This window comes from Actinacidiphila guanduensis (assembly GCF_900103985.1).
Taxonomy (GTDB): domain Bacteria; phylum Actinomycetota; class Actinomycetes; order Streptomycetales; family Streptomycetaceae; genus Actinacidiphila; species Actinacidiphila guanduensis.
Genome location: NZ_FNIE01000005.1, coordinates 405,023 through 417,746, shown reverse-complemented (window position 1 = coordinate 417,746; position 12,724 = coordinate 405,023). Strand labels below are relative to the sequence as shown.

Below are 12,724 nucleotides of genomic sequence, written 5' to 3'. Positions count from 1 at the left end.
GTGGGGTCCGGATAAGACTGCGGGCCGCGCGGCCGGGTGACCGGCCGCGCGGCCCGGGGTGTTCTGGGGGTTGGTCAGCCGTTGTAGGTGCCGCTCTTCACCGCGACCCACTTGCCGTTCTTGACCTGGTAGACCGTGAGCTGCTTGTTGGTGGTGTCGCCGTACTGGTCGAAGGAGACGTGGCCGGCGATGCCGTCGAAGTCGGCCTTCTGGACGGCGTCGACGACCTTGGCGCGGGCGTCGTTCATGGCGGGGAGCTTGCCGCCGTTGGCGTCCATGACGGTCTTGACCGCGTTGATGATGGCGGTGGCGGCGTCGTAGGAGTAGCCGCCGTAGGTGCCGTAGTCGCCGGGGTACTTCTTGGCCTTGTAGGTCTTGATGAAGTTCTGGGCGGCGGGGAGGGTGGTGACGGGGACACCGACGGAGGTGGCGAGGTCGCCCTCGGAGGCCTTGCCGGCGACCTTGATGTAGGTGTCGGAGAAGATGCCGTCGCCGCCCATGAGCGGGATGTTGACGCCGGCGGCCTTGAGCTGCTTGGTGATCAGCTGGGCCTCGTCGTACTGGCCGCCGTAGTAGAGCAGGTCGGCGTGTGAGTTCTTGATCTTGGTGACGAGGGTGGAGTAGTCGGTGTCACCGGTGTTGACGTGGTCGGTGCCGGCGATCTTGCCGCCGAGCGCGGCGAACTTCTGCTTGAAGATGCCGGCCAGGCCCGCGCCGTAGGTCTGCTTGTCGTCGACGACGAAGGCGTCCTTCTTCTTCGCGGTGTTGTAGGCGTAGTCGGCCGCGAAGCCGCCCTGGTTGGCGTCGGTGGTGGCGGTGCGGAAGTAGGTCTTGAAGGGGCGGGTCTTGGTGCCCGAGGCCCACTTCTCGCCCTGGGTGAGCGCCGGGTTGGTGTTGGCCGGCGAGATCTCGACCATGTTGGCGGTGGCGAAGACCTGCTGCATCGAGGTGGCCACGCCGGAGTTCAGCGGGCCGACGGCGCCGATGACGTTGTTGTCCTGGACCAGCTGGGTGGCGTTCTGCTGGCCGGTGGCCGGCAGCGCCTTGTCGTCCAGGGCCTCGACCTTGAAGGTGACGCCGGGGACGAGCTTCTTGGCGTTGGCGTCGTCGACGGCGATCTGCACGCCGTACTGCAGGCCGAGGCCGGTGGCGGAGTTCTGGCCGGTCAGGGGCGCGTCGACGCCGATGGTCAGGGTGGTGTTGCTGGCACTGGAGCCGCCGCCGTCGCTCTTCTTGCTGTCGTCGCTACGCGAGCCGCAAGCGGTAAGGGTGAGGGCTCCTGTGGCCAGTACGGAGGTCACAAGCAGCAAGGAGCGGTGTCGCACGATCAGTCCTTTCCCCGGGCTCGGCCTTCTCTGCTGAGGGGCCGACGTCGCAGCGCGGCGAACCGAATTCGCTCATTCGGTGGCGCGGTGACTGGCCGTGACTCTAGGCGGGAGCCGGGGTGTCAGGCAGAGGGGTGGGGAAGAGTGTGACTGTCTTGTTATGCCACTCGGAAAGTTCTGAGCTTCTGCTGAGGTTCACCGCGCGCTTTGGGCGCTTTGGGCGCGGGGGCATCGGGAGAATGCGCACTTCGCCGAGTTCGGCGGGCGGTGGCGGGAATTCGGGCAGCGGCCCGGGCCACGGCCTGTACGCAAGGGAAATGCCCGGTGCGTGTCGGGGAAGAGAACGAAGGGGCGGGGCGGGGATGTGCCCCGCCCCGCCCCTCTTGGTTCTGTATTGCACCCGCGTTACGGAGCGTTAATTCCCGTCGATCATCTACTGTTTCGGTGCGTCGTCCTCGCCGATGCGGTGGACCCGCACCATGTTGGTGGTGCCCGGCATTCCGGGCGGGGAGCCGGCGGTGATGACGACGGTGTCGCCGCGCTTGCAGCGGCCGATCCGCAGCAGCTCCTCGTCCACCTGCTGGACCATCTCGTCGGTGGTCTGCACCATGGGGCCGAGGAAGGTCTCCACGCCCCAGGTGAGGTTGAGCTGGGAGCGGGTGGCCGGCTCGGGGGTGAAGGCGAGCACCGGGATCGGCGAGCGGTAGCGGGACAGGCGGCGCACGGTGTCGCCGGACTGGGTGAAGGCCACCAGGTAGCTCGCGCCGAGGAAGTCGCCCATCTCGGCGGCGGCCCGGGCGACGGCGCCGCCCTGGGTGCGCGGCTTGTTGGACTCCGTCAGCGGCGGCAGGCCGGCGGCGAGGATGTCGGCCTCGGCGGCGGCCACGATGCGGGCCATGGTCTTGACGGTCTGGATCGGGTACTTCCCGACGCTGGTCTCGCCGGAGAGCATCACCGCGTCGGTGCCGTCGATGACGGCGTTGGCGACGTCGGACGCCTCGGCGCGGGTGGGCCGGGAGTTGTCGATCATCGAGTCGAGCATCTGGGTGGCGACGATGACCGGCTTGGCGTTGCGCCGGGCGAGCTTGACCGCGCGCTTCTGGACGATCGGCACGGCCTCCAGCGGCATCTCCACGCCGAGGTCGCCGCGGGCGACCATGATGCCGTCGAAGGCGTCGACGATCTCCTCCAGGTTGTCCACGGCCTGGGGCTTCTCGATCTTGGCGATGACCGGGACGCGGCGGCCCTCCTCGGCCATCACCTGCAGCACGTCGTCCATGTCGCGGCCGCTGCGGACGAAGGAGAGCGCGATGACGTCGGCGCCGGTGCGCAGCGCCCAGCGCAGGTCGCGGATGTCCTTGTCGGACAGGGCCGGCACGGAGACGGCGACGCCGGGCAGGTTGAGGCCCTTGTGGTCGGAGACCCAGCCGCCCTCGATGACCATGGTGTGCACCCGGCCGCCCTCGACGTCGGTGACCTCCAGGGTCACCCGGCCGTCGTCCACCAGGATGCGCTCGCCGCGGGCCACGTCCGCCGCCAGGCCCTTGTAGGTGGTGCCGCAGATGGACTGGGTGCCCTCGATGTCGTCCACGGTGATGGTGAACTCGTCGCCGCGTTCAAGGAGTACCGGTCCCTCGGCGAACCGGCCCAGCCGGATCTTCGGACCCTGAAGGTCGGCGAGGATGCCGACGCTGCGCCCGGTTTCGTCGGACGCCTTTCGAACCCGCTGGTAGCGGTCCTCGTGGTCGGCGTAGCTGCCGTGGCTGAGGTTGAGGCGCGCGACGTCCATACCGGCCTCGACCAGTGCCTTGATCTGGTCGTACGAGTCGGTGGCGGGCCCCAGGGTGCAGACAATCTTGGCTCGGCGCATGTGTCGAGCGTATGACTTACTCGTTGGTAGGGAGCTGGGTGACGGCAACAGTCCAACGACAGCTCAATTAACGCTTGTTGACAAGCGTCGAAGTGTGCGGCACTCCGCTCCGATGAGCATTCCGGGATTGGGCCGGGGGTGTTGCTGCGGGGGTGCGGTACGCCAGAATCTACGCGCGTCGCCACCAGCGGCGCCGGCCGCGTGCGCCGCCTTCATCCCGAGGAGACCACACCGACATGCCCCTCAACCGCAGGGACTTCATCCACCGCTCCGCCGCCACCGGCGCGGGCGTCGCGCTGGCCGGCACCGCCGGGGCGGTGGCCGCCGCCCCCGCCGAGGCTGCCGAGCCCGGCCACGGCGGCCACGGCGAGCACGGCCCGCGCACCTACAGCCTGCGCGTGCTCGGCACCACCGACGTCCACGGGCACGCCCTGAACTGGGACTACTTCACGAACGCCGAGTACGACGACGCCACCCACAACGACGTCGGCATGGCCAAGCTCGCCACCCTCATCGAGGCCGCGCGGGCCGAGAAGGGCCACGACCGCACCCTGCTGGTGGACGCCGGCGACATCATCCAGGGCACCCAGCTGTCGTACTACTACGCCCGGGTCGAGCCGATCACCGGCCGCCGCACGGGCCCGCGGCATCCGATGGCGCTGGCGATGAACCACATGCGCTACGACGCGGCCGCCCTCGGCAACCACGAGTTCAACTACGGCATCCCGCTGCTGCGCGCCTTCCAGGACCAGTGCGACTTCCCGCTGCTGGCCGCCAACGCGGTGGACGCCACCACCCTGAAGCCCGCCTTCCCGCCCTACCTGGTCAAGGAGCTGCACGTCGAGGGCGGCCCGAACATCAAGGTCGGCATCCTGGGCCTGACCAACCCGGGCATCGCCGTGTGGGACAAGGCCAACGTGCAGGGCAGGCTCGCCTTCCCCGGCCTGGTGGAGCAGGCCAGGATCTACGTGCCCAGGCTGCGCGCGATGGGTTGCGACGTGGTCTTCTGCACCGACCACTCCGGCCTGGACGGCTCCACCTCCTACGGCGACGCGGTCCCCTACCCGGAGAACGCCTCCTCGCTGGTGGCCGCCCAGGTGCCCGGCATCGACGCGATCCTGGTCGGCCACACCCACGTCGAGCGCCCGCAGACCCTGGTGGTCAATGAGGAGACCGGCCGCACGGTGGTGCTCTCCGAGCCGCTGATGTGGGGCATGCGGCTGAGCGTGTTCGACATCGACCTGGAGCTGCACCGCGGCCGCTGGCAGGTCTCCTCGGTCACCGCCGGGGTGCGCAACGCCAACACCGTCGAGGAGGACCCGGTGGTGGCGCGGCTCGTGCGCGAGGAGCACAACAAGGTCGTCGCCTACGTCAACCAGGTCATCGGCACCTGCACCGAGGCGATGAGCGCGGCGGAGTCCACCTACAAGGACACCCCGATCATCGACTTCATCAACCTCGTGCAGTCCGACACGGTCACCGCCGCGCTGGCCGGCACGCAGTACGCGGACCTGCCGGTGCTCTCCGAGGCATCCCCCTTCTCCCGCACCGCCGCCATCCCGGCCGGCCAGGTCAGCCTGCGCGACGTGGCGGGCCTCTACGTCTACGAGAACACCCTGGACGCCAAGCTGCTGACCGGCGCCCAGGTCAAGGACTACCTGGAGTGGTCGGCGGCGTACTTCGTGCAGACCGCGCCCGACGCGCCGGTGGACGTCACGAAGATCACCAACGCGAACAACACCCCCGACTACAGCTACGACGTGCTCAGCGGCGTGTCCTACGACATCGACATCGCCCAGCCGGCCGGTTCGCGCATCACCAACCTCACGCACGCCGGCGCCCCGGTCGACCCCGACGCGCAGTTCGTGCTCGCGGTGAACAACTACCGCTCCAGCGGCGGCAGCAACTATCCGCACGTGGCCGCGGCCCAGTCGGTGTGGTCCTCCTCCGACGAGATCCGCAACACGATCATCGCCTGGGTCCAGGCGCACGGCACGATCGACCCGTCGTCCTTCGGCGGCGACCAGTGGCGCCTCACCCGCGCCGGAGTTCCGCTGTTCGGCTAGGGCCCGCCGTGGCCCGCTCCCCTGCCCCGGCCGGGGCCAGACCGAAGGTGGTGAAGGCGGTCCTGGCCGGCAGGGGGTAGTGCTCCTCGCCGGTGAGCAGGGCGGTCAGGTCGTTGAGCACCACCGCCGAGCGCCAGGCGGCCAGGCCCAGGTCGGGGGCACCGACGCCGTGGGTGTGCCGCTCGGCGTTCTGCACGTAGAGCCGGCCCGTGACAGCGGGGTCGAGCTCGATCCGGTGCCGGGCGTCGATCCGCGGCCGGCCCGCCTCGTCCCGCGCGATCAGCGGGGCGAGCGGGTCGAGCAGCCGGTCCAGCGGGCGCTCGCGGTAGCCGGTGGCGAGCACCACCGCGTCGGTGATCAGCCGGGTGCGGATGCCCTGGTCGGCGTGTTCCAGGTGGAGCTCGACGCTGCGGGTGCCGAGCCGTCCCGCGGTGCGCACGGTCACGCCCGGGGTGAGGACCGCGTCGGGCCAGCCGCCGTCCAGGGTGCGGCGGTAGAGCTCCTCGTGGATCGCGGCGATCGTGGCCGCGTCGATGCCCTTGTGCAGCTGCCACTGCTCGGGCACCAGGCGGTCGCGGACCGGCTCGGGCAGGCCGTGGAAGTAGCGGGTGTAGTCGGGCGTGAAGTGCTCCAGGCCCAGCTTGCTGTACTCCATGGGAGCGAACGCCGGGGTGCGGGCGAGCCAGGTGATGCGCTCGCGGCCGGCCGGGCGGCTGCGCAGCAGGTCGAGGAAGACCTCGGCGCCGGACTGCCCGGAGCCGACGACGGTGATGTGCTCGGCGGCCAGCAGCCGCTCGCGGGCGTCGAGGTAGCGCGAGGAGTGCACCACCGGCACGGTGGGCGTCTCGGCGAGCGGGCGCAGCGGCTCGGGCACGTAGGGCTCGGTGCCGACGCCGAGGACGACGTTGCGGGCGTAGGTGCGGCCCAGTGCCTCGGCCTGGCCGTGGGCGTCCACGTGGGTGTGGTCGACCTCGAAGCAGCCGCGGGCCGGATTCCACCGCACGGCGTCCACCTGCCGGCCGAAGTGCGTGCTCGGCAGCGCCTCGGCGACCCACCGGCAGTAGGCGTCGAACTCGGCGCGGTGGATGTGGAAGCGCTCGGCGAAGTAGAACGGGAAGAGCCGCTCGCGGGCCTTGAGCCAGTTGAGGAAGCTCCACCTGCTCGACGGGTCCGCGAGCGTCACCAGGTCGGCGAGGAAGGGCACTTGGAGGGTGGCGCCCTCGACGAGCAGGCCGGGGTGCCAGTGGAAGTCGGGGCGCTGCTCGAAGAAGGCGCACCTCAGGCCGGGGATGCCGTCGGCGAGCGCGGCCAGCGAGAGGTTGAAGGGGCCGATGCCGACGCCGAGCAGGTCCAACGGCTCGTCGGCGGCGGGCGCGTCCGCTGTCTCGGTCTCGGCCGCGGCCTCGGCGTCCGCGGTCCCGGCGGGTCCCGGGGGCGCCGCGTCCTGGGCCGCTGCGGCCGCTGCTGCGTTCTCCGTCCCTGCCGCCGCCTCCGGTGCGGGCTCCGGCGCCTGCCGCGGTGCGGGCCGGCCGGCGGGGTCGGGTTCCGGGGAGGGGTGCGGGATGCGGACGTCCGGCTGGTTCATCGTGCCGTGGTGCCTTCCGTGGTGAGCTTCAGCAGCGTGTCGAGGTCGTCGGGGCGCAGGTGCGGGTTGAGCACGGTGGCCTTCAGCCACAGCTGCCCGTCGGCGGCCGCCCGGCCGAGGACCGCGCGCCCTTCGTGCAGCAGGCGGCGGCGCAGCGCGGCCGTCTGCTCGTCGGTGGCGCCGGCCGGGCGGAACAGGACGGTGCTGATGGCCGGCGGGCCGTGCAGGGTCAGCGCGGGGTGGCGGTCGATGCGGGCGGCGAGGTCGGCGGCCAGGTCGCACACCCGGTCCACCAGGGCCGCGACGCCCTCGCGGCCCAGCGCCCGCAGCGTGACGGCGATCTTCAGCACGTCGGGCCGGCGGGTGGTGCGCAGCGAGCGGCCCAGGAGGTCGGGCAGGCCGGCCTCGGTGTCGTCGTCGGCGTTGAGGTAGTCGGCCTGGTGGGCCAGCGGCCGCAGGGCGGTGCCGTCGGGGACGGCGAGCAGGCCGGCGGCGACCGGCTGCCAGCCGAGCTTGTGGAGGTCGAGGGTGACCGACACGGCGGACTGCAGGCCGTCGAGCTTGCCGGCCTCGCGCTGACTGAACAGCAGCGGACCGCCGTAGGCGGCGTCCACGTGGAGTTCGGCGCCGCGGTCGGCGGTGATGGCGGCGATGGCGGGCAGCGGGTCGACGGCGCCGCGGTCGGTGGTGCCCGCCGTTGCCACCACCAGGGTCCGCCCCGGCAGGTCGGCCAGGGCGGCGGCGACCGCGGCCGGGTCGAGGACGCCGGCCGGGGTGTCCAGGACGATGGGCCGCGGCAGTCCGAGCAGCCAGGCCGCGCGCTGCACGCTGTGGTGCGCGTTGGCCCCGCACACCACCTGCACCCGGGGCCCGCCGGCGGCCCGTTCGCGGGCCAGCAGCAGGGCGACCTGGTTGGACTCGGTGCCGCCGGTGGTCACCAGCGCGTCGGGGGCGGGCAGGTCGGGGTAGACGAGGGCGGCCAGCGCGGCCGTCACCCGCGCCTCCAGGGCGCTTGCGGCCGGCGCCTGGTCCCAGGAGTCCAGCGAGGGGTTGAGGGCGCTGGCGGCCAGGTCCGCGGCGGCGGCCACCGCCAGCGGCGGGCAGTGCAGGTGTGCGGCGCACAGCGGGTCGCCGGGGTCGGCCGCGCCCAGCGCCATGGCGTGGACGAGGGTGGACAGCGCCTCGTGGTCGCCGGTGCCGGTGCGCGGCAGGGCGTCGCCGAGCGCCCGCGCGACCTGCGCGGCCACCGCGTCCGGCCCGCCGCCCGGCAGCGGCCCGCCCCGCTCCCCCGCGCCGTGCGCGAGGGCCGCGCACACGGTGTCCAGCAGCGGCCGCAGCACCTGCCCGCCGCCACGTCCACCGGCAAGTCCGGGCATCGCCATGGGTGTTCCTCACTGACCAGCGCCGACGACAGGGCGCCCTGCACAACGAGGCTTGCGCCAAAGGGGTACGGAGTTCCGCGTGCGCGGCTCCCCCTGGGGTTCCCCGCGCCACGGTTGCCCCTCGCGGTCCGGCACCCTTGCGGCTCCCCGCCACGGGGGTTCCTCTACGGGGCCGAGTACCGCCCGCACGGTGCGGGGGCGGCTGCCCGCCGCGGGGGTTCCCCTACGGTGCCGACTACCGCCCGCAGGATGGCTGGGCGCGCCGTTCCCCGCGCCCCCGAACACGGCAACCCGCCGTAGGGGCTTCTCCCGATTCCCGGCCGCAGGCCGGTCGGTGGCTGGTCGCGCAGTTCCCCGCGCCCCTTACGGGTACTCGTCTGCCCCCACCCCCGCCGTTCCCGGCCGCAGGCCGGTCGGTACCTGAGCGCGCAGTTCCCCGCGCCCCCAAGAACGGCAACCCGCCGTAGGGGCTTCTCCCGATTCCCGGCCGCATGCCGGTGCCTGGCTGGGCGCGCAGTTCCCCGCGCCCCTGAAAAAACCTCGCCCTTCGCGCGCAGGGCGAGCACCTCAGGGGCGCTGGGGGTACCTCCCAGGCGAAGCTCTGGGGGAGGAACGGCGCGCGCAACCCGCCATCGAGCGGCAGACGGCGACGGCGACAAACCCGAGCGGCGGGCAGCCGCACTCGCACCGCGCACGCGGCACCCGGCCCCGTAGGGGAACCCTCGCGGCGGGCAGCCGCACTCGCACCGCGCACGCGGCACCCGGCCCCGTAGGGGAACCCTCGCGGCGGGCAGCCGCCCTCACCGCGCAGGTGGCAGTCGGCACCGTGGAGAACCCCCGCGGCGGGGGGCCGTGCTTGGTCAAGAAGAGGTGGTGGCCGTGCGGATGCGGGAGGCTCGGGCGAGGTCGTCGGTGCTGTCGGCGAGGGCTCGGGCGAGGGCCGGGGCGAGGGTGCTGTTGGTCAGGGCGGTGCGGGCCGCGGCGACCGTGGTGGGGTCCGCGAAGGAGGACGGGAAGGCGTGGGAGCCCGCCGCCTTGGCGAGGGCGGGGCCGCTGCGGGCGGCCAGCGAAACCGCGTCGGTGAAGTAGCGCGGCACGTAACCGGCGAGCAGATCCCGCTGCTCGGGCTGCCAGAAGCCCTGCGCGGTGGCGGTGAAGAGGTAGGTGGAGCGGGTGTCGTCGTGGAACATCGCCTGCCACGCGGCCTCCTTGGCCGCGCTGTCGGGCAGCGCGGCCCGGCACCGCGCGGCACCCTCGCGGCCGGTGGCGCTCGGGTCGCGGTCGAGTTCCGCGTCGATGTCCGCGGGGCCGGCCGCGCCCAGGACGCACAGCCGCAGCAGCAGCCGCCAGCGCAGCCCGGGGTCGAGCGGGGCCACGCCGGGTATCTCGCCGCTCTCGTACCAGCCGCGCAGCTCGGCGGCGTCGGCCTCGGTCAGGGCGGCGCCGATCAGGATCCGGGTGGCGGCGAGCCGGTGCTCGTCCCGGCCTTCGGCCAGCAGCGCGCGGGCGGTCCCGGCGAGCTGCGCCAGGCCCGCGGGGCGCTGCGCGGGCGTGAGGTAGCTGTCGGCGAGCACGGTGCGGGCGAAGCCGAGCACGGCCTGCACGATCGCCGGGTCGCTCTCGGCGGGCAGGTGCCGGCGGACGGCGGCCAGGTGCTCGCCGGGGGTGACGCGGCCGTCGCGGACGAGTTCGCGGGCCGCGTTCCAGGCCACGGCGCGGGAGAGCGGGTCGGGCAGGCCGCCGCCGGCCTCGGTGAAGGACTCCCAGGAGTGCTGGTCGTAGCGGACCTTGACGTAGCTGAGGTCGCCGTCGTTGAGCAGCACCAGGTCCGGGCGCGGGCCGGGCAGTTCGCGGCGCTCGACCGCGGAGGTGGCGGTGATGTCCAGCGGGACGCGCTCGCGCAGCACCAGCCGCACGGGGTCGGCGGGGGCGCGGTCGTACAGGCCCGCGGTGATGCGGTGCGGGCGGCTGCCCTGGTGGGCGACTTCCAGGCGCCAGCCGCTCGGGGCGGGCGAGGTGGTGGGGGTCAGGACGTCGATGCCGGTGGTGCGCAGCCAGGCGTCGGCCCAGGCGTGGACGTCCCGGTCGGTGGCCGAGGCGAGGGAGTCGATGAAGTCGGCGAGGGTGGCGTTGCCGAAGCGGTGCCGGGCGAGGTGGAGGTTGATGCCGGCCAGGAAGTCCTTGCTGCCGAGCCACGATTCGAGCTGGCGCAGTGCGGAGGCGCCCTTGGCGTAGGCGACGCCGTCGAAGTTGTTGAGCGCGCTCGCGGTGTCGGGCACGGCCTCGGGCCCGGTGGCGACCGGGTGGGTGGAGGGGCGCTGGTCGGCGTCGGAGCCCCACGGCTTGCGCTGCACCCCGAAGTCGGTCCAGGCGCCGCCGAAGGCGGGGTCCTCGGAGACGACCTGGTAGGCCATGTACTCGGCGAACGACTCGTTCAGCCAGATGTCGTCCCACCAGCGCAGGGTGACCAGGTCGCCGAACCACATGTGGGCCATCTCGTGCGCGATCGTCACCGCGCGGCCCCGGACCTCCGTCGGGGTGGCCGCCGAGCGGTGGATGAACTCGTCACGGAAGGTGACCAGGCCGGGGTTCTCCATCGCGCCGGGGTTGAACTCGGGGACGAACGCCTGGTCGTAGGAGTCGAACGGGTAGGGCTCGTCGAAGAGTTCGTGGTAGCGGTCGAAGCAGCGGCGGGTCAGGGCGAGCAGCGCGTCGGCGTCGCGGTCGAGGTAGGGGGCGAGCGAGCGGCGGCAGTGCAGGCCGAAGGGCAGCCCGGCGTGCTCGGTGCGCACCGAGTGGAAGGGCCCGGCGGCGACCGCGAGGAAGTACGTGGCCAGCGGCGGGGTGGTGGCCAGCTGCCAGCGGCCGGGCGCGGTACGGGCCGCGACGCCGTTGCCCAGGACGGTCCAGTCCTCGGGGGCGGTGACGGACACGTCGAAGACGGCCTTCAGGTCGGGCTGGTCGAAGGCGGCGGCCACCCGCTGGACGTCGGCGAGGAAGAGCTGGGTGTAGAGGTAGGTCTCGCCGTCGGCGGGGTCGGTGAAGCGGTGCATGCCCTCGCCGGTGTGCGAGTAGCGCATGTCGGCCTCGACCCGCAGCTCGTGGGCGCCCTCGGCGAGGCCGGTCAGCGGCAGCCGGTTGTCGTCGAGCAGCGCGGGGTCGAGTTCGCGGCCGTCCAGGACGGCGCGGTGAAGCGTCGCGGGGCGCAGCTCGGCGAAGGTGTCGCAGGGGGTGCGTGCCGTGAACCTGATCACTGTGGTCGACCCGAACAGGTCCGCTCCCCTGGTGAGGTCGAGGTCGATCGCATAGTGCTCGACGGTCAGGTCGCGGGCGCGGGTCACGGCTTCGGTGCGGGTGAGGGCAGGCATGCCGTCATGCTGCCGCAAGCTCGGGCCAAGGGCGAACGCCATTTCCCGATCAAAGGTACCGCCGAGGGGGCGTTGAGGGGTGACGCGCCCGCGCCCCCTCGGGACGCACGCGGTGCCCCGGTACGCTCGCTGGGGGGAGGTGCCCTATGGGTGAGGCGGGGGCCGGGCAGAAGCCGATCGAGCACGGGTTCCCGCATGTGGAGACCGTGCGGGCGGCGCTGACCGCGCTGCACCGGCGGCTGTCGGGGGACGGCGTGGCGCGGTTCGCGGCCAGTGTGCGGCCCGAGCTCGTGGAGTTCCCCGACGACGAGGACCCCTACCTGGGGGCGCAGCGCATCGCCCGGGTCATGGTGCAGCACCTGCGGCTGCCGGACGCCCGGATGGTCGTCGGGTTCCGCGACATGGTGCACGCCGGGAACGTCGAACTGGCCGCGGGCCCCGAGTACTTCGTGGAGCTGCACGACCGTTTCAAGACCGACCGCCGTGATGTCGGCGCCGCCCTCGCGCACGAGGTGACGCACGTCTACCTGCACCGCCTCGGCCTGGAGTTCCCCGGCACCCGGGACAACGAGATCCTCACCGACACCGTCGCCGCCTACCTGGGCGCGGGCTGGCTGCTGCTGGACTCCTACCGCGAGGAGCCCGCGCTGCGCGGCGAGCGGGTGCTGATGGCGGCGTACAAGCTCGGCTACCTCACGCCGGAGGAGTTCGGGTACGTGCTGGCCAAGCGGGCGCTGGCGTTCGGCGACGACATCGAGCCGTGGCTGCGCAGTCCGCAGGCCCGCGACGCCTACCGGGCGGGGCTCACCCGCGCCCGGCAGGACCTGCGCCGCCCGCCGCTGGCCGACGCCTCGTGGGCGGCCCGGCGGCTGTACGCGAAGAATCGCCGTACGGGCACGCCGGGCGGGGACTACGCCTTCGAGGGCCCGGCCGGCGGCCGCCGCGTCTCCTTCCCCTGCCCGGCCTGCTACCAGCGCATCCGGGTGCCCTGCAAAGGGCGGTTGCGGGCAAGGTGCGCGCTGTGCCACGCGGTCCACGACTGCGACACCTGAGGCGCCCGGGCTCCAGCCGCCCTCGGGCGGGTGGGGAGGGCGCCCCAAGGGGAAAGCGGCGGCCGAGCCGGGTTCG

General features: G+C 72.9%; 7 protein-coding genes. 2 read left to right on the top strand and 5 right to left on the bottom strand.

Annotation, left to right across the window (positions count from 1 at the left end):
• Positions 1–74: 74 nt before the first annotated feature.
• Together BLR33_RS13410 and pyk are read right to left on the bottom strand one after the other, a co-directional pair.
• Complete coding sequence (locus BLR33_RS13410) at positions 75–1,325, bottom strand: branched-chain amino acid ABC transporter substrate-binding protein (protein ID WP_245771379.1); 1,251 nt, start codon at positions 1,323–1,325, stop codon at positions 75–77.
• 433 nt (positions 1,326–1,758) lie between these two features.
• Positions 1,759–3,195, bottom strand: coding sequence for a pyruvate kinase (pyk, locus tag BLR33_RS13405; protein ID WP_093784621.1), 1,437 nt, complete (start codon positions 3,193–3,195; stop codon positions 1,759–1,761).
• A gap of 236 nt (positions 3,196–3,431) precedes the next feature.
• Here pyk and BLR33_RS13400 point away from each other — a divergent pair, with 236 nt between their 5' ends.
• On the top strand, positions 3,432–5,261 hold the full coding sequence (locus BLR33_RS13400) for a bifunctional metallophosphatase/5'-nucleotidase (protein ID WP_093784620.1): 1,830 nt from the start codon (positions 3,432–3,434) through the stop codon (positions 5,259–5,261).
• Here BLR33_RS13400 and BLR33_RS13395 read toward each other — a convergent pair.
• The 3 genes from BLR33_RS13395 to pepN all read right to left on the bottom strand — a co-directional run bounded on the left by BLR33_RS13395 (position 5,230) and on the right by pepN (position 11,596).
• Entirely contained in the window at positions 5,230–6,846 is a 1,617-nt protein-coding gene (locus BLR33_RS13395) for a lysine N(6)-hydroxylase/L-ornithine N(5)-oxygenase family protein (RefSeq protein ID WP_093784619.1), read from the bottom strand. The genes BLR33_RS13400 and BLR33_RS13395 overlap by 32 nt on opposite strands.
• Positions 6,843–8,228, bottom strand: a complete 1,386-nt coding sequence (locus BLR33_RS13390; RefSeq protein WP_093784618.1) for a pyridoxal phosphate-dependent decarboxylase family protein — start codon at positions 8,226–8,228, stop codon at positions 6,843–6,845. The genes BLR33_RS13395 and BLR33_RS13390 overlap by 4 nt, the downstream gene beginning before the upstream one ends.
• 860 nt (positions 8,229–9,088) lie before the next feature.
• Positions 9,089–11,596 carry an aminopeptidase N gene (pepN, locus tag BLR33_RS13385; protein ID WP_093784617.1) on the bottom strand — a complete coding sequence of 836 codons (2,508 nt, stop codon included), beginning with the start codon at positions 11,594–11,596 and terminating at the stop codon, positions 9,089–9,091.
• A gap of 146 nt (positions 11,597–11,742) precedes the next feature.
• Between pepN and BLR33_RS13380 the strand changes: the two genes are divergently transcribed.
• On the top strand, positions 11,743–12,648 hold the full coding sequence (locus tag BLR33_RS13380) for a hypothetical protein (protein WP_093784616.1): 906 nt from the start codon (positions 11,743–11,745) through the stop codon (positions 12,646–12,648).
• The last annotated feature ends 76 nt before the right edge of the window (positions 12,649–12,724 follow it).